The 17,027-nt window shown below is 68.8% G+C and carries 15 protein-coding genes; 11 read left to right on the top strand and 4 right to left on the bottom strand.

The window, feature by feature from the left end:
• Positions 1–17 precede the first annotated feature (17 nt).
• The 3 genes from znuA to SBP02_RS20315 all read left to right on the top strand — a co-directional run bounded on the left by znuA (position 18) and on the right by SBP02_RS20315 (position 4,021).
• Positions 18–1,004, top strand: coding sequence for a zinc ABC transporter substrate-binding protein ZnuA (znuA, locus tag SBP02_RS20325; RefSeq protein WP_318646390.1), 987 nt, complete (start codon positions 18–20; stop codon positions 1,002–1,004).
• Between the two features lie 147 nt (positions 1,005–1,151).
• Entirely contained in the window at positions 1,152–3,293 is a 2,142-nt protein-coding gene (locus SBP02_RS20320) for an adenosylcobalamin-dependent ribonucleoside-diphosphate reductase (RefSeq protein WP_318644207.1), read from the top strand.
• Positions 3,294–3,334: 41 nt separating this feature from the next.
• Entirely contained in the window at positions 3,335–4,021 is a 687-nt protein-coding gene (locus SBP02_RS20315; RefSeq protein ID WP_318644206.1) for a TSCPD domain-containing protein, read from the top strand.
• Positions 4,022–4,025: 4 nt separating this feature from the next.
• On the opposite strand, the gene SBP02_RS20310 is transcribed toward SBP02_RS20315, so the two are convergent.
• Entirely contained in the window at positions 4,026–4,976 is a 951-nt protein-coding gene (locus SBP02_RS20310; RefSeq protein ID WP_318644205.1) for a homoserine kinase, read from the bottom strand.
• A 12-nt stretch (positions 4,977–4,988) separates the two neighbouring features.
• Complete coding sequence (locus tag SBP02_RS20305) at positions 4,989–5,273, bottom strand: DUF2782 domain-containing protein (protein WP_318644204.1); 285 nt, start codon at positions 5,271–5,273, stop codon at positions 4,989–4,991.
• 109 nt (positions 5,274–5,382) lie between these two features.
• Between SBP02_RS20305 and polA the strand changes: the two genes are divergently transcribed.
• Positions 5,383–8,163, top strand: a complete 2,781-nt coding sequence (gene polA / locus SBP02_RS20300) for a DNA polymerase I (protein WP_318644203.1) — start codon at positions 5,383–5,385, stop codon at positions 8,161–8,163.
• Positions 8,164–8,498: 335 nt separating this feature from the next.
• Here polA and yihA read toward each other — a convergent pair whose 3' ends face one another.
• On the bottom strand, positions 8,499–9,143 hold the full coding sequence (yihA, locus tag SBP02_RS20295) for a ribosome biogenesis GTP-binding protein YihA/YsxC (RefSeq protein WP_318644202.1): 645 nt from the start codon (positions 9,141–9,143) through the stop codon (positions 8,499–8,501).
• A gap of 247 nt (positions 9,144–9,390) precedes the next feature.
• On the opposite strand from yihA, the gene SBP02_RS20290 reads away from it, so the two are divergent.
• The 5 genes from SBP02_RS20290 to SBP02_RS20270 all read left to right on the top strand — a co-directional run bounded on the left by SBP02_RS20290 (position 9,391) and on the right by SBP02_RS20270 (position 13,936).
• The gene (locus SBP02_RS20290; RefSeq protein ID WP_318644201.1) at positions 9,391–9,681 is read left to right on the top strand and encodes a c-type cytochrome; all 291 of its coding nucleotides are present in this window, start codon (positions 9,391–9,393) and stop codon (positions 9,679–9,681) included.
• Between the two features lie 46 nt (positions 9,682–9,727).
• The gene (locus SBP02_RS20285; protein WP_318644200.1) at positions 9,728–10,333 is read left to right on the top strand and encodes a c-type cytochrome; all 606 of its coding nucleotides are present in this window, start codon (positions 9,728–9,730) and stop codon (positions 10,331–10,333) included.
• 155 nt (positions 10,334–10,488) lie between these two features.
• The gene (locus SBP02_RS20280) at positions 10,489–11,118 is read left to right on the top strand and encodes a thiol:disulfide interchange protein DsbA/DsbL (RefSeq protein ID WP_318644199.1); all 630 of its coding nucleotides are present in this window, start codon (positions 10,489–10,491) and stop codon (positions 11,116–11,118) included.
• Positions 11,119–11,141: 23 nt separating this feature from the next.
• On the top strand, positions 11,142–12,023 hold the full coding sequence (locus SBP02_RS20275; protein WP_318644198.1) for an endonuclease/exonuclease/phosphatase family protein: 882 nt from the start codon (positions 11,142–11,144) through the stop codon (positions 12,021–12,023).
• Positions 12,020–13,936 carry a GGDEF domain-containing protein gene (locus SBP02_RS20270; protein ID WP_318644197.1) on the top strand — a complete coding sequence of 639 codons (1,917 nt, stop codon included), beginning with the start codon at positions 12,020–12,022 and terminating at the stop codon, positions 13,934–13,936. Before SBP02_RS20275 ends, SBP02_RS20270 begins: the two co-directional genes overlap by 4 nt.
• A 24-nt stretch (positions 13,937–13,960) precedes the next feature.
• Here SBP02_RS20270 and SBP02_RS20265 read toward each other — a convergent pair whose 3' ends face one another.
• Entirely contained in the window at positions 13,961–15,379 is a 1,419-nt protein-coding gene (locus SBP02_RS20265; RefSeq protein WP_318644196.1) for a DASH family cryptochrome, read from the bottom strand.
• Between the two features lie 192 nt (positions 15,380–15,571).
• Between SBP02_RS20265 and SBP02_RS20260 the strand changes: the two genes are divergently transcribed.
• Both SBP02_RS20260 and SBP02_RS20255 read left to right on the top strand, forming a co-directional pair.
• Entirely contained in the window at positions 15,572–16,165 is a 594-nt protein-coding gene (locus tag SBP02_RS20260; RefSeq protein ID WP_318644195.1) for a MarC family protein, read from the top strand.
• On the top strand, positions 16,162–16,938 hold the full coding sequence (locus SBP02_RS20255) for an N-acetylmuramoyl-L-alanine amidase (RefSeq protein ID WP_318644194.1): 777 nt from the start codon (positions 16,162–16,164) through the stop codon (positions 16,936–16,938). The genes SBP02_RS20260 and SBP02_RS20255 overlap by 4 nt, the downstream gene beginning before the upstream one ends.
• Positions 16,939–17,027: the final 89 nt, after the last annotated feature.

Raw genomic sequence — 17,027 nt, 5'->3', positions numbered from 1 at the left:
CAGCCCGAGTATTCGCCGTGCCGCGTCTTTTTTCCGCCGTCAGCCTGCTGTTCGCGACCCTCTTCCTCAGTGTCAACGCCCAGGCCGAGGTGCGCCTGCTGACCTCCATCAAGCCGCTGCAGCTGATCGCCGCGGCGGTGCAGGATGGCGTCGGCAGCCCCGAGGTGTTGTTGCCGCCGGGCGCCTCGCCGCATCACTATGCGTTGCGTCCCTCCGACGTGCGCCGGGTGCGCGAGGTGGAGCTGTTGTACTGGGTCGGAGCCGATCTGGAGAGCTTCCTGCCGCGGGTGCTGGAGGCGCGGGACAAGCCCAGCGTGGCGGTGCAGGACCTGCCCGGCATGCAGCTGCGCCATTTCGGCGACGACGATCACGCTGGCCATGACGACCACTCTGGTCATGAGGACCACGCCGGTCACGACGAGCACGAGGGGCACGGCGGGCACGAGGCCGCGGCGGACGAGCACGACCACGCCCACCGCCCCGGCAGCCTGGATGCCCACCTGTGGCTGGCGCCGGCCAATGCCCGGGTGATCGCCGCGCGCATGGCCGCCGACCTGGCCGCCGCCGACCCGGCCAACGCGCCGCGCTACAAGTCCAACCTGGCTGCCTTCGAGGCGCGCCTGGCGGCTCTCGACCGGCGCCTGCGCGCACGCCTGAGCGGCATCGCCGGCAAGCCCTATTTCGTCTTCCACGAGGCCTACGATTACTTCGAGGCGGCCTATGGCCTGCGTCACGCCGGGGTGTTCAGCCTCGGCGGCGAGGTGCAGCCGGGGGCGCGTCACGTGGCGGCGATGCGGGCACGCCTGGCGCAGGCCGGCCCGAGCTGCGTATTCAGCGAACCGCCGCTGCGTCCGCGTCTGGCCGACACCCTGAGCGCCGGCCTGCCGGTGACCCTGGCCGAGCTGGATGCCATGGGCGGCGCCCTGGCGGTCGAGGCCGGTGCCTACGAGCGGCTGCTCGAACAGCTGGGCGAGAACCTGGCGGGCTGCCTGGAGCGTCTGTAGCGCCGCGCGGCGATCGGCGCGCCGTCACGACCGCCGTGCAGGGGCTAAGGTAGAAGTCAGCGGCCCCGTGGTTGCCGGCGGGCGAGCGATGCGCCGCCTGCCGCCGACCCCGGTCAGGGCCGCGTGCTCGGCGACGGGAGGACGGCAATGGCCAAGCGCGGCACGACCCCCTCGACGGCGGCCCCGGTGATCCCGCTGCAGGCCGCCGCCCTGGACATCTGGGCGCACAAATACTGCCTGCGCGATGCCGAGGGCACTGCGCTGGACGCCAGCGTCGAGCAGACCTGGCAGCGCATCGCCCGCGCCGTGGCGGCCGTGGAGGCGCCCGAGCGCCGCGAGCACTGGTACCGGGAATTCCTCTGGGCGCTGCGTCACGGCGCCATTCCCGCCGGGCGCATCGTCGCCAACGCCGGTGCCGGCGAACACAAACCGGCCACCTCGACCATCAACTGCACCGTCTCGGCGACCCTCGAGGACTCGATGGAGGCGATTCTCGGTCGCCTGGTCGAAGCCGGGCTGACGCTCAAGGCCGGCTGCGGCATCGGCTACGAGTTCTCCACCCTGCGCCCGCGCGGCGCCCGGGTGTCCGGCGCCGGGGCGCAGACCAGCGGGCCGCTGTCGTTCATGGATATCTACGACAAGATGTGCTTCACCGTCAGCTCGGCCGGCGGCCGCCGTGGCGCGCAGATGGCCACCTTCGACATCGCCCACCCGGACGTGCAGGCCTTCATCGAGGCCAAGCGCGAGGACGGCCGCCTGCGCCAGTTCAACCTGAGCCTGCTGGTCGGCGACGACTTCATGCAGGCGGTCGAGCAGGACGCCGACTGGCCGCTGCTGTTTCCCGTGCATGCCCAAGAGCGCGACGGCCTCGACTTCGACGATCCGGCCCAGGTGCGCTGGCGCGACTGGCCGCTGCAGCAGGGCTACTGCGTGGACGCGGCCGGCCGGGTGGCCTGCAAGGTCCATGGCAGCCTGCCCGCCCGCGAGCTGTGGGACCGCTTGATGGCCGCCACCTACGCCTATGCCGAGCCGGGCTTCATCCTCATCGACCGGGTCAACCAGTGGAACAACAACTGGTGGTGCGAACATATCCGCGCCACCAACCCCTGCGGCGAGCAGCCGCTGCCGCCCCATGGTTCCTGCCTGCTCGGCTCGATCAACCTGACCCGCTTCGTCCTCGACCCCTTCGGCGCCGCGGCGCGCTTCGACTGGGAGGCTTTCCGCCGGGTGGTGCGCATCTTCACCCGGCTGCTGGACAACGTGGTGGAGATCAACGGCCTGCCGCTGGCCGAGCAGCGTGCCGAGATACTCGGCAAGCGCCGCCACGGCATGGGTTTCCTCGGCCTGGGCTCGGCCCTGGCGCTGCTCAAGCTGCGTTACGGCAGCGCGCAAGCCTGCGTGTTCACCGAGGAGGTGGCCCGGGAGATGGCCCTGACCGGCTGGCAGGTGGCCCTGGAGCTGGCCGAGGAGAAGGGCCCGGCGCCGCTGCTGGCCGAGGAGTTCGAGGTGACCGCGCAGATGCTGCGGCTGCGCCCGGAGATGGCGGCCGACGGTTACCAGGTCGGCGACAGGCTTCCCGGACGGGTCCTGCATGCCAGGTACTCGCGCTATATGCAGCAGCTGGCCGAGCAGGCCCCCGAGCTGGTGGCGGCCCTGGCCGAGCGCGGCGCGCGCTTCACCCACCACAGCTCCATCGCCCCCACCGGCACCATCAGCCTGAGCCTGGCCAACAACGCCTCCAACGGCATCGAGCCGAGTTTCGCCCAGCACTACTGGCGCAACCTGATTCGTCCCGGGCGCAAGAGCAAGGCGCGGATCGAGGTGTTCAGCTACGAGCTGCTGGCCTACCGCGCCCTGGTCAACCCGCGGGCCCTGCCCGGCTCGGCGGACCCGGCCGAGCGCCTGCCCGACTACTTCGTCAGCAGCGAGGACATCGGCCCGACCGAGCACGTGGACATCCAGGCGGCGGCGCAGAAGTGGATCGACTCGTCGATCTCCAAGACCGCCAATGTGCCCGCCGATTACCCCTTCGAGGCGTTCAAGGACATCTACCTGTACGCCTGGCGCCGGGGCCTCAAGGGCTGCACCACCTTCCGCTTCAACCCGGCGGCGTTCCAGGGTGTGCTGGTCAAGCAGGCCGATCTGGCGCGCACCCGCTACCGTTTCGAGCTGGCCGACGGCAGCCAGATCGAGCTGCAGGGCGACGAGGAGGTCGAGTACGACGGCCAGCTGCACAGCGCGGCCAACCTGTTCGAGGCGCTGAAGGAAGGCTACTACGGCAAGTACTGAGCGGCGCCGCGCCAGTCCTGGGCGGCGCGATGGAGGCGAGCATGGCGGTGAAGATCGAACAACGCATCACGGGCTTCCAGCTGGTGGACGAGGCGCCGCCCTCGCCGTCCGCCGAGGCCGAGGCGACGCCCACTCCGGTGCAGATGGACGAGACCCTGCAGCGCCCGGAAACCCTGTTCGGGGTGACCTACAAGATCAAGTCGCCGCTGTTCGAGCATGCCCTGTACGTCACCATCAACGACATCCTGCTCAACGCCGGCACGCCCCACGAGCAGCGCCGGCCCTTCGAGATCTTCATCAACTCCAAGGGCATGGAGCACTTCCAGTGGATAGTGGCGCTGACCCGGATCATGTCGGCGGTGTTCCGCAAGGGCGGCGACTGCACCTTCCTGGTCGAGGAGCTCAAGGCGGTGTTCGATCCGCGCGGCGGCTACCTCAAGCGCGGCGGGCTGTACATGCCGTCGCTGGTGGCGGAGATCGGCGCGGTGCTGGAGCGCCACCTGAGCGCCATCGGCCTGCTCGAAGGCCATGAGCTGGATGAGCAGCAGCGGCGCCAGCTGGCGGAGCAGTGGGCGGTCTACCAGGCCAGTCAGGACGCCGCGGCGCTGGAGCCCGGCGAGGGCTTCCCGCCCGGCGCCCGGCTGTGCGGCAAGTGCCAGACCCAGGCGGTGGTGCAGCTGGAGGGCTGCGCCACCTGCCTCAATTGCGGCTATTCCAGGTGCGGCTGAGCGGCTACAGGGCGAACGGCAGCGGCAGGTCGACCCGCTGGCGCTGGGCCAGGCGGCGGAGGAACTCGTTGGGGTCGTGGATCAGCACTTCCTGGCCGGCGAAGGACTCGGCGGCGATCAGCCGCGACAGCCAGAAGCGCACGCAGGCCACGCGCAGCATGGCCGGCCACAGCTCGGCCTCGGCGGCGCCGAACGGCCGCAGCGCGGCGTAGGCGCCGAGCAGGGCCTGGGCGCGGGCGTGGTCGAGGCTGCCGTCGGCCTCCGAGCACCAGTCGTTGAGGGTGATCGCCAGGTCGTAGAGCATCGGCCCCGAGCAGGCGTTGTAGAAGTCGATCACCCCGGTCAGGTGGTTGCCGTCGAACAGCACGTTGTCGCGGAACAGGTCGGCGTGCAGGTTGGCCCGCGGCAGGGCGAGGATCTTCGCCTTGAGCGCGGCGATCTCGGCCAGGGCGTCGCGCAGCAGCGGCAGGTCGGCCTCCGGCAGCTTCAGGGCCAGGCTCGGCCCCTCGGCGAGCATCCAGTCCAGGCCACGGTCGCTCTTGCGCTCCAGGGTATGGCCGCGGGTGGCCAGGTGCAGGTGGGCCAGCAGGCTGCCGACCTCGGCGCAATGATGGGCGTTGGGGTGGCTGATGTGCTTGCCGGGCAGGCGCGGCTGCAGCAGCGCGGGCTTCTCCGCCAGCTCGCGCAGGGCCTCGCCGCTCTCGGTGCGCAGGGCATAGGGCACCGGCAGGCCGGCCTCGTGGAGCACGTCGAGCAGCTCGATGAAGAACGGCAGGTCGGCGCTGGGGCCGCGCTCGATCAGGGTCAGGACGAACTCGCCCTGTTCCAGGCTGACGAAGAAGTTGCTGTTCTCGCTACCGGCGGCGATGCCCTGGAAGTCGCGCAGGCGACCGAGCCCGTAGGGCGCGAGAAAGGCTTCCAGTTCATGGCGTTCGAGGGGGGTGAAAACCGACATATCAGGATCGCTTTACCATTTGAAGATTTCCCACGCCGGAATCAGCATGTCCGGATGGTCGGAGCGCACGAAGTTGCCATCGCTGCCATCGGCACGCACCAGGAAGTAGGGTTTGCCGCCTTTCGGCGTGACCTTGATCGCATAGAGGAAGCCATTGACCCGGTATTCCTGGATGGTCTTGTCGCCCTCCTGGCGGATGGTCACGTCCGGCTCGCCGGACACCGGTTCCTCGGCCAGAACCGCGGCCGGGGCGAATGCCAGCAGACTGGCCAGCAACAGGCGATTGACTGTGCGCATGATAACCTTGTCCCTTTGTCGTCAATGGTGCAGTCATTCTAGCGCTGCACCCGTCGAAAAGCTTGATCTGGACGGGCATCGCGCGCCGTCGCACTGAAGGAAGCAACTCATGACTGGCCGCACTGCCCCCCTCGTCCTGGTCGACGGGTCCTCGTACCTGTACCGCGCCTTCCACGCCCTGCCGCCGCTGACCACCTCCAAGGGCCTGCCCACCGGCGCGGTCAAGGGCGTGTTGAACATGCTCAAGAGCCTGCGCAAGCAATACCCGGACAGCCCCTTCGCGGTGGTCTTCGACGCCAAGGGCGGGACCTTCCGCGACGAGCTCTACGCCGAGTACAAGGCCAACCGGCCGTCGATGCCCGATGAGCTGCGGGTGCAGGTCGAGCCGCTGCACGCCAGCGTGCGCGCCCTGGGCCTGCCGCTGCTGTGCGTCGAGGGTGTGGAGGCCGACGACGTGATCGGCACCCTGGCCCGCCAGGGCGCCGGCGAGGGCCGCGACGTGGTGATCTCCACCGGCGACAAGGACATGGCGCAGCTGGTCTGCCCGCACGTTACGCTGGTCAACACCATGACCGGAAGCGTCTACGACGTGGATGGCGTGAAAGAGAAATTCGGCGTCGGTCCCGAACTGATCATCGACTACCTGGCGCTGATGGGCGACAAGGTCGACAACATTCCCGGCGTGCCCGGGGTTGGCGAGAAGACCGCCCTGGGCCTGCTGGTCGGCCTCGGCGGCGGCCTCGACGTGCTCTACGCCAACCTCGACAAGGTGCCGGAACTGCCGATCCGCGGCGCCAAGACGCTGCCGGCCAAGCTCGCCGAACACCGCGAGATGGCCTACCTGTCCTACGAGCTGGCGACCATCAAGCTCGACGTGCCGCTGAACATCGAGATCGACGCCCTGCAGCCGGGCGAGCCGGATCGCGCGGCGCTGCTCGAACTGTACGCCGAGCTGGAGTTCAAGAGCTGGCTGGACGAGTTGCAGCGCCAGGACAAGCAGCCGGTGGCGCAGGCGGAAGGCGGCCTGTTCGCCGCGCCCGCCGCCGAGGCGGCAGATGAGGCCGCTGGCGTCGAGACGAACTACCAGATCGTCCTGGAGCAGGCGCAGTTCGACGCCTGGCTGGACAAGCTCGCGGGCGCCGAGCTGATCGCCTTCGACAGCGAGACCACCAGCCTCGACGCCCAGCAGGCGCAGCTGGTCGGCCTGTCCTTCGCGGTCAGCGCCCAGGAGGCGGCCTATATTCCCCTGGCCCACTCCTATATGGGCGTGCCGGCCCAGCTGGATCGCGACGCGGTGCTGCAGGCGCTCAAGCCGATCCTCGAGGACCCGGCCAAGGCCAAGGTCGGCCAGCACGCCAAGTACGACATCAATGTCCTGGCCAATGCCTCCACGCCGATCCAGGTGCAGGGGGTGGCCTTCGACACCATGCTCGAGTCCTACGTGCTGGACGCCACCGCGACCCGCCACGACATGGACAGCCTGGCCCTCAAGTACCTGGGCCACAGCACCACGCGCTTTGAGGACATCGCCGGCAAGGGCGCCAAGCAGCTGACCTTCGACCAGATCGCCCTGGAGCAGGCCGGGCCCTACGCGGCCGAGGACGCCGACATCACCCTGCGCCTGCACCAGTGCCTGTGGGCCAAACTCGAGGCCGAGCCGTCCCTGGCCAAGGTGCTCAGGGAGATCGAGATGCCGCTGGTGCCGGTGCTGGCGCGCATCGAGCGCCAGGGCGCGCTGGTCGATGCCAAGCTGCTCGGCCAGCACAGCCAGGAGCTGGGCGACAAGCTGGTGGAGCTGGAGCGCCAGGCCTTCGCCATCGCCGGCGAGGAGTTCAACCTGGCCTCGCCCAAGCAGCTCGGGGTGATCCTCTACGAGAAACTGGGCTTGCCGATCCTCAGCAAGACCGCCAAGGGCCAGCCGTCCACCGCCGAGGCGGTGCTCGCCGAGCTGGCCGAGCAGGACTTCGAGCTGCCCAAGGTGCTGATGCAGTACCGCAGCCTGAGCAAGCTCAAGAGCACCTACACCGACCGCCTGCCGGAGCAGATCAACCCGCGTACCGGGCGCATCCACACCAGCTACCACCAGGCGGTGGCCGCCACCGGACGGCTGTCCTCCAGCGACCCGAACCTGCAGAATATCCCGATCCGCACCGCCGAGGGCCGGCGCATCCGCCAGGCCTTCGTCGCACCCCAGGGCTACAAGCTGCTCGCCGCCGACTACTCGCAGATCGAGCTGCGCATCATGGCCCACCTGGCCAAGGACGCCGGCCTGCTGGATGCCTTCCGCCATGACCGCGACGTGCACCGCGCCACCGCCGCCGAGGTGTTCGGCGTGGCCCTGGACGAGGTGACCACCGACCAGCGGCGCAGCGCCAAGGCGATCAACTTCGGCCTGATCTACGGCATGAGCGCCTTCGGCCTGGCCAAGCAGATCGGCGTCGACCGCAAGCAGTCCCAGGCCTATATCGACCGCTATTTCGCCCGCTATCCCGGGGTGCTCGCCTATATGGAGCGCACCCGCGAGCAGGCCGCCCAGCAGGGCTATGTCGAGACCCTGTTCGGCCGCCGCCTGTACCTGCCGGAGATCCACGCGAAGAATCCGGCGCTGCGCAAGGGCGCCGAGCGCACCGCGATCAACGCGCCGATGCAGGGCACCGCGGCGGACATCATGAAGCGCGCCATGGTCGCGGTGGACACCTGGCTGGGTGAGTCCGGGCTGGACGCCAGGGTCATCCTGCAGGTGCACGACGAACTGGTGCTGGAGGTGCGTGAGGACCTGGTCGAGCAGGTCGGCGAGCGGATCAAGGCGCTGATGGGCGGCGCGGCGCAGCTGGAGGTGCCGCTGCTGGTCGAGGTCGGGGTGGGCGACAACTGGGACGAGGCGCACTGAGGTCGCGGGCTGGCGCTCGGCCGGCTGCGCCACGGCGTAGCTGGGTCGGGCCTTTTAGCTCTTTTTGGTCCTATAGACTATATTTTTATTACCAATAGATTTTAAAAGGCCGATGAACTTTGCGATTAACCGGGCAGTCAGAGTCTAGGAACGGCCACTAAAGCCTTCGATGCTCCTGTGTTAAGTGTTGGCAGACATCTGAACCCCGCCCTAGCGGTTCAGACCCTTAAACCCCGAACTTCTCCCTCCCCATACGAAGCTCGGGGTTTTTTTTGCCCGCAGAAAAATCGCCGGTGGCGCCGGGGTAGGCCGCCGCCCTCCCCCGCCGGCCTTCCTCAGTCTTCGGCTTCTGCTTCTGCGGGTTGGCCCAGCTCCAGCCACTCGGCCAGCACCGCCTGGGCCTCTTCCACGCCCTGGCGCTTGGGCGCGGAGAACAGCTGGATGCTGACGCCCTCGCCCCAGCCCTTGCGAATCTCCTGCTGGACCTTGAGCAGCGCGTTCTTCGCCGCGCCGAAGGCCAGCTTGTCGGCCTTGGTCAGGAGGATGTGCATGGGCATCTGGCTGGCGCCGGACCAGTCCAGCATCAGGCGGTCGAACTCGGTCAGCGGATGGCGGATGTCCATCATCAGGATCAGCCCGCGCAGGCTCTCGCGGCTGCCCAGGTAGGCCTCCAGGTGCTTCTGCCAGTGCTGCTTGAGCGGGATCGGCACCTTGGCGTAGCCGTAACCGGGCAGATCGACCAGGCGGCGCTCGTCGTCCAGGCGGAAGAAGTTGAGCAGCTGGGTGCGCCCCGGGGTCTTCGAGGTGCGGGCCAGGCTGGCGTGGGTCAGGGTATTCAGCGCGCTGGACTTGCCGGCATTGGAGCGTCCGGCGAAGGCCACTTCATAGCCCTGGTCGTCCGGGCACTGGTCGACCTTGGCGGCGCTGATGAGGAAGCTGGCCTGTTGGCACAGGCCGATAATGGGGTTCTTGGCTTGCATCGGACATCCGTTGAGGGCGGGCGTGGGGGCGTGTTGCGAGGCGCGGCCCTTGCGACAATTGCGCGCATCCTGCCGGGCATGGCGCCGCACGGCAAGTGGCGTCGTTTCCGTTTCGGCGGCGCCAGTATATAATGCCGCAGATTTTGTGTGCGCTTTGTCCCACCCGTTGGATAAGTGTTCACGGGAGCGATATAGACCATCTGCCCGTAGAAAGCAGGACGCTCCCCTCCGCGATGAGGCCGATCTCATGAAGAAAATACTGCTCGCTGCCGCTGTGTCGATGTTGTCGTTCCAGGCTCTCGCCGCCCAGGATCCGGAAGCCGTGTACGCCCGCGCCTGCGCGGCCTGCCACAACGGCCAGCTGCCGATGGCGCCGCAGCGCGGCGATCAGGCTGCCTGGGAGCCGCGTCTGGCCAAGGGCATGGACGTGCTGGTACAGAGCGTCACCAATGGTCTCAATGCCATGCCGCCCCGCGGCCTGTGCATGGACTGCACCGCCGAGGATTACCAGGCCGTCATCGAATTGATGTCCAAGTGAGCCCGACGCAAACCCTCTTCTCTCTTAGCCGTAGTTGGATTAGCTGATGAACAAAGTACTCGTGAGTCTGCTGTTGACCCTGGGCATCACCGGCCTGGCCCACGCCGCGGGTGACCTGGTCGCCGGCCAGAACAAGGCGGCCGTGTGTGGCGCCTGCCATGGTGCCGACGGCAATAGTGCCGCACCGAACTTCCCGAAACTGGCTGGCCAGGGCGAGCGTTATCTGCTCAAGCAGCTGCAGGACATCAAGTCCGGCAGTCGCCAGGTGGTGGAAATGACCGGCCTGCTGGACAACCTCAGCGACCAGGACCTGGCCGACATCGCCGCTTACTTTGCCAATCAGAAGATGAGCGTTGGCGCGGCCGATCCCAAGCTGGTCGAGCGTGGCGAGGCGCTGTTCCGCGGCGGCAAGCTGGAAGAAGGCATGCCGGCCTGCATCGGTTGCCATGCCCCCAATGGTCGAGGCCTCGATGCCGCGGGCTTCCCGCAGATCGGTGGCCAGCATGCGGCCTATGTGGCCAAGCAGCTGACCGACTTCCGCGAAGGCAATCGCACCAACGACGGCGACAGCCTGATCATGCGCTCGATCGCCGCCAAGCTGAGCAACAAGGACATCGAAGCGCTGTCCAGCTACGTGCAAGGCCTGCACTGATACTGCAACAGCTTGCAATGCTGTGGCGTGGTAAAGGGTGGCTTCGGCCACCCTTTTTCGTTGGCCGCGCCGCTACAATGGCTGGAACCCGCACTTGCGCCACGGGTCGAACGCTGGCTGCCCCCGGGCACCGCTCAATCCTCAAGGAGTCACACATGCGTAACCTGATTCTCAGTGCCGCCCTCGCCGCCGCCGGCCTGTTCGGCATGGTCGCCCAGGCCGAGCCGATCGAGGCCGGCAAGCAGTACGTCGAACTGACCAGCCCGGTGCCGGTGTCCAAGCCGGGGCAGATCGAGGTGGTCGAGCTGTTCTGGTACGGCTGCCCGCACTGCTATCAGTTCGAGTCGACCATCAACCCCTGGATCGAGCAGTTGCCGGAAGACGTCAACTTCGTGCGCATCCCGGCACTGTTCGGCGGCGTGTGGAACGTGCACGGCCAGGCGTTCATCACCCTGGAAAGCATGAAGGTCGAACAGAAGGTGCATGACGCGGTGTTCGAAGCCATTCACAAGCAGGGCAAGAAGCTGGCGTCCCCGGAGGAAATCGCCGAGTTCCTGGTCGGCCAGGGCGTCGACAAGGCCAAGTTCCTCAGCACCTACAACTCCTTCGCCGTGAAGGGCCAGATGGAGAAGGCCAAGAAACTGGCGATGGCCTACCAGATCAGTGGCGTGCCGGTGATGGTCGTCAACGGCAAGTACCGTTTCGACATCGGTAGCTCCGGTGGCCCGCAGCAGACGCTGCAGGTGGCCGACCACCTGATCGAACGGGAGCGCGCCGCGCAGTAAGCGGCCCGCAGCGAGCGCCGAGCATGCTGCGCCGATGGTCCAGCGGCCGCCAGGCCGGCCTGTGCGACCCGCGGGTCAACCCGGGCTGTCCGGCGGCCGGCGACTGGCCCAGCGACGGGCGCTTGCGCCTGCTCAGTTTCAATATTCAGGTCGGTATCAGCACCGAACGCTATCGCCACTACCTGACCCGCGGCTGGCAGCACCTGCTGCCGCACCCCGGCCGCGCCGGCAACCTGCAGCGCATCGGCGCGCTGCTCGGCGATTACGACCTGGTGGCGCTGCAGGAGGCCGATGGCGGCAGCCTGCGCTCCGGCTTCGTCAACCAGGTCGAACACCTGGCCCACCTCGGGGGCTTCCCCTACTGGTACCAACAGCTCAACCGCAACCTCGGCCGCCTGGCCCAGCACAGCAACGGCCTGCTCAGCCGGCTGCGTCCCAGCCTGCTGGAAGACCACCCCTTGCCCGGCCCGCCCGGTCGTGGCGCGATGCTGCTGCGCCTGGGCCAGGGCGCGAACGCCATCGCGGTGGTGATGATGCACCTGGCTTTGGGGGCGCGCACCCGCACCCGCCAGCTGGCCTATATCCGCGAGCTGATCGGCGACTACCGCCACCAGGTGCTGATGGGCGATATGAACACCCATGCCCTCGACCTGCTGCAGCACTCGCCGCTGCGCGACCTCGGCCTGCTGGCGCCGCAGCTCGAGGCGACCTTCCCCAGCTGGCGGCCGCAGCGCTGCCTCGATCACATCCTGCTCAGCCCTGAGCTGCAGCTGGAGCGTTTCGAGGTGCTGCCCCTGCCGATCTCCGATCACCTGCCGGTGGCGGTGGAGATCCGTCTGCCGCACTCCCCGGAGCAGCACCGCCCGCCGGCGCTGACGGGAACACCGCGAGGAGGCCTGGCATGAGCGAAGACGCGCAGCGCTGGCGCAACAAGTACCTGGCCAGCCTCGAGCAGCAGGAAAGCCTCGAGCGTCGTTGGGCCGAGCGCGTCGACCTGTTGCGTCGCGGCCTGGTGCGCAGCAGCCTGGCTGCCGAGGGGGCGGACAAGGCGGTCGACAGGTGCATGCAGGAGTTGCGCGAGATCCTCCGCCGCGACGACATGGACGGCGGCCTCGCGGCGCTGATTCCGCGCCTGGAAAAGGCCGTGCTGGGCTCCGAGCAGCAACGCCAGCAACGGGTCGCGCAGCTCGCCGCTGCCCTGGCCGGCCTGGTCGATCCCCTGCTCGAACTGGAGCTGCCGCGCGAGGTGCGCAAACCGCTGAAGAGCCTCGCCAAGCGCCTGAGCAGCCACGCCGAGCAGGTGCGCGAACTGCCGGCCCTGCTCGTCGAGCTCGGTCAGCTGCAGCAGCAGGCATTGGCCGAACTCGGCCAGGTTGGGGGTGAGCGCCCGGGTTTGCTGCAGCGCCTGTTCGGCGGGCGCGACGGCGCTGGGGCCACGGCCGCCGTGGAGACAGCGGCCTCGCCGGAGCCTATTGCCCTGGAGACGGGGCAGACCGCACAGACCGAGCCCCAGGCGCTTGTGGAGCCGCCCGCCGCGGCCGCCGTGCAGCCTGCGGTGGCCGATCCAGAACCAGCTGTCGCGCCGTTGCGTCGGCCAGGGACCGGGCCGGCCCCGCTGGACAGCCTGCCGGCGCCTGCCGAGCTGCTGGCGCGGGGGCCTGAGCCGCGTTTGGCGCCGGAGTCCGAGGCGGATCAAGGCGTGGCGGCCGATGCCGCGGCAGACGAGCCGGCGGCGGACCCCGAGTACGCCCTGCCCTCGCCACCGGAGCCCGGTTACAGCGCCATCGCCAACCATGTCGAAGCCACCCTGCTGCGCCTGCTGGACGAGTTGCCGCTGCCGGAGCGCCACCAGGCTCAGGCCGACGTGCTGGGTGAACGCATCCAGGCGGGGCTGAACCTCTACGAACTGGTGCCGGTGCTGGACGACCTGGCGGTATTGATGCTGGCCACCGCCGACGTCGGCCAGCGTGATTTCGAGGTCTATCTCAAGCAGCTCAACGAGCGTCTGGCGACCTTCCAGAGCTCCCTGCAGGACGCCCACGAGGGCTATGCCGACTCGCTCAGTGCGGCCCGCGAGCTGGACAGCGAGCTGCGCCAGCAGGTCGACGGCCTGCACAGCAGCGTGCAGCAGGCCACCGACCTGGGCAGCCTGAAGGACCTGGTGGAGAACCGCCTCAATGGCCTGCTCGCCACCATGCAGCAGTACCAGAGCCAGCGCGACGAGCGCGAACAGCTGGTGAGCGGGCGCCTGCAAACCCTGGTCGAGCGGGTGGCGAACATGGAACAGGAGGCCAAGGGCTTTCGCCAGCACCTGGAGGAGCAGCGGCAGAAGGCCCTGCTCGATCCGCTCACCGGGCTGCCCAATCGCGCGGCCTGGGGCGAGCGCCTGGATTTGGAGCTGGCCCGCTGGCAGCGTTATGGCGGCGAGCTGCTGCTGGCGATGGTGGACATCGATCACTTCAAGCGGATCAACGACGCCTACGGTCACCTGGCCGGCGACAAGGTGCTGAAGATCATCGCCGGCGAGCTGCGCAAGCGCCTGCGCAAGATCGACTTCATCGCCCGTTTCGGCGGCGAGGAGTTCGTCCTGCTGCTGCCCTCCACGCCGCTCGCGGGCGGCTTGCAGTTGCTAGAGACGCTGCGCGAGGGCATCGCCGCCTGCCCGTTCCACTTCCGCGGCGAGCGGGTGAGCATCACCCTGTCGGCCGGGATCAGTGCCTTCGCCGCCGGTGAGCGCAGCGATCAGGTTCTGGAACGCGCCGACCAGGCGCTCTATCGCGCCAAGCGCGGCGGCCGCAACCGCATCGAGCAGGGCTAGCCGCGCGGCTACGCTGTTCCGGGTTCAGGCCGCTTCGGGCAGGTAGGGCCGCCAGGTCTTGGGAATCTGCTCCAGGCGCGGGTAGTTCAGCGCCTGCAGCTGCAACTGCGGCAACAGGAAGGGCGTGTGCCGCATGTGCTGCGGCAGGTGGCGCAGTTCCGGCAGCCAGAGGCTGACGTAGGCGGTGTCGGGATCGTAGGCGCGGGCCTGGCGCAGGGCGTTGAACAGATGGCCGAGCTGCGGGTCGCTGGCGACACCGGCGAGGTAGGCCCAGTTGCCCCAGTTGCTGGCCGGGTCGTAGTCGATCAGATGCTCCTCGAACCAGGCGGCGCCATGTCGCCAATCCTGCTGCAGGTCGTTGATCAGGTAGCTGGCGACCACCTGGCGACCGCGTCTGGACATGAAGCCGGTGGCCGCCAGTTCGCGCATGTTGGCGTCCACCAGGGGCAGCCCGGTGCGGCCGTGGCACCAGCGCTGGAAGCGCTGGTCGAGCTGGGTCGGCGCCCGCGCGGTGGCTTTCACGCCGCCGGCGCGGAACAGCGCGCCGCCATGGCGCACCAGGGTCCAGCGGAAGAACTCGCGCCAGAGCAGCTCCAGCCACAGGGCATGGGTCGAGTCGTTGCGTCCGGCCTGGGCCTCATGGCGGCGCAGTTCGGCCACTACCCGGCGTGGCGACAGGCTGCCGTTGGCCAGCCAGGGCGAGAGTTTCGAGGAGTATTCGCTGCCGATCAGCTGGTTGCGGGTTTCGCTGTAGTGGCGCACGGCCCGGCTGCCCCACAGGTAGTCGCGCAGCCGTGCCTGCCCCGCCGCCTCGCCGCCGGAGAAGGGGAAGGCGCTGGCCGGCACGCTGAGCGGTTCGCCCAGGCCCAGCAGGGACAGGCTCGGCAGCGGCTGCAGCAGCGCCTCGGCGCCCTCGGGCAGCGGGGGCAGTCGGCTCGGCGCGGGCTGCGGCTGGAATACCAGCAGGCGCTGTTCGACCTGTTCGCGGAACTGGCTGTAGACGCTCGGCAGCTGCTCGACCGCGCAGGGCAGTTCCTCGCGGCGCAGCAGGCCGTTGCCTTCCAGCTGTTGTAGCGGCACATCGCCGAGGGCCAGGCCTACGCGTTCGACCTCGGCCCGCTCGTGCGGGGCGATTTCTTCCAGGGTCAGCACCCGCTCCAGGCCCAGGTGGCTGACCAGTTGCGGGATCACCTGTTCCGGGCGGCCCGGCAGCACCAGCAGTTGCGAGCCGCGTTGGCGCAAGGCGCCGTTCAGCGCCGCCAGGCTTTCCAGGAGGAAGCGCGCGCGGTGCACGCCGAGGCGGCGGGTGCCGAATTCGCCCGGCTGCAGCTGTGCCGGGTCGAAGACGAACAGCGGCAGCAGGCGCTCGGCCTGCAGGACGGCCTGCAGGGCTGGGTGATCGTCGAGACGCAGATCCTGTTTGAACCAGAGCAGGGCGTGCATGGCGGGCTCCTCGGAAACCTGGCGATGCCCGATGGAATCTACTGCCGGGGCCCCGTCACTGTGGCCCAGGTCGGCGGCAGATGTCAGCCCCCGACTGACGGACGACGCCGTTCTGTCCGCCGAAGGGCACTTTGTCGACAGACGGGCGCCGCGCATCCCTTTAGACTGTGGCGATTCGTCGAGGAGTTTGGCATGGATATTTTCGGCATCGCCGCGTTGATTTTTCTGGTCACCGACCCCTTCGGCAACATCGCCATCTACATCGCCGCCCTGAAGAACGTCGCGCCCAAGCGCCGCTTGTGGGTGGCCGGCCGCGAGCTGCTGTTCGCCCTGGCCCTGCTGCTGCTGTTTCTGACCTTCGGCGACAAGCTGCTCAGTGGCCTCGGCCTGTCGCGCGAGGCCACCGCGATCGCCGGTGCCATCATCCTCTTCGTCGTCGCCATGCGGCTGATCTTCCCCAGCCCCCAGGGCCTGCTCGGCGACCTGCCGGACGGCGAGCCGATGCTGGTGCCGCTGGCCACCCCGGCGGTGGCCGGGCCTTCGGCCCTGGCGGTGCTGATGACCCTGCGCAACACCCATGAGGGGGCGCTGTGGGAGCTCTACCTGGCGGTCATCCTGGCCTGGGCGGCGACCGCCTGCATCCTGCTGCAGGCCTCCTTCCTGCAGCGCTTCCTCGGTGCCCGCGGCCTCACCGCGGTGGAGCGGCTGATGGGCATGCTGCTGATCATGCTCAGCGTCGACATGCTGTTGGACAACCTGCAAAGCGTGCTGCATATCGTCCCATGAGAGCCCTCTGCCTCGTCGTGCTACTCACCCTGCTCGCCGGCTGTGCCCGCGGCCCGCGCATCGACACCCAGTACAGCGCCGCCGGCCAGAGCAGCCGGGTGCAGTACATCGTCCTGCACTACACCTCGACCGACCTGCCGCGCTCGCTGCGCCTGCTGACCGAGGGCGACGTCAGCAGCCACTACCTGATCGGCGACACCCCGCCGACCATCTACCGCCTGGTCGACGAGAACCGCCGCGCCTGGCACGCCGGCGACAGCCGCTGGCAGGGGCGGACCTGGCTCAACGGCACCACGATCGGCATCGAGCTGGTCAACCGGGGCTATGCCGAAGGGCCCGACGGCCGCACCTGGCAGGCCTATCCGCCGGAGCAGATCGATGCCCTGATCGAACTGCTCGAGGACATCATGCGCCGCCACGACCTGGCCCCCGGCAGCATCCTCGGCCACAGCGACGTCGCGCCGCAGCGCAAGGTCGACCCGGGGCCGCTGTTCCCCTGGTGGCGCCTGGCCGAAGCCGGCCTGGTGCCCTGGCCGGACGCCCAGGCGGTGGCGCGCCAGCAGGCGCTGTTCGCCGCCAGCCTGCCGAGCGTGGCCTGGTTCCAGGCGCAGCTGGCCCTGCAGGGCTACGAGGTGCCCCGGCATGGCGAGCTGGATGAGGCCACGCGCAACGTGCTGGCGGCCTTCCAGATGAAGTACCGGCCGGCGCGCCACGACGGCGTGGCGGATGCCGAGACGGCGGCGCTGCTGCTGGTGCTCAACAGCCGCACCTGAGCGGCCTGGCGCGATGATCCCCGCTGCGCCCTGGCGCCTGCCGCTCGCCGGCGCGCTATCATCCGCCGCATCGATTCGGGGGGATGAAG

This window comes from Pseudomonas benzenivorans (assembly GCF_033547155.1).
Classification (GTDB): domain Bacteria; phylum Pseudomonadota; class Gammaproteobacteria; order Pseudomonadales; family Pseudomonadaceae; genus Aquipseudomonas; species Aquipseudomonas benzenivorans_B.
This window is presented reverse-complemented; position numbering and strand designations above follow the sequence as displayed.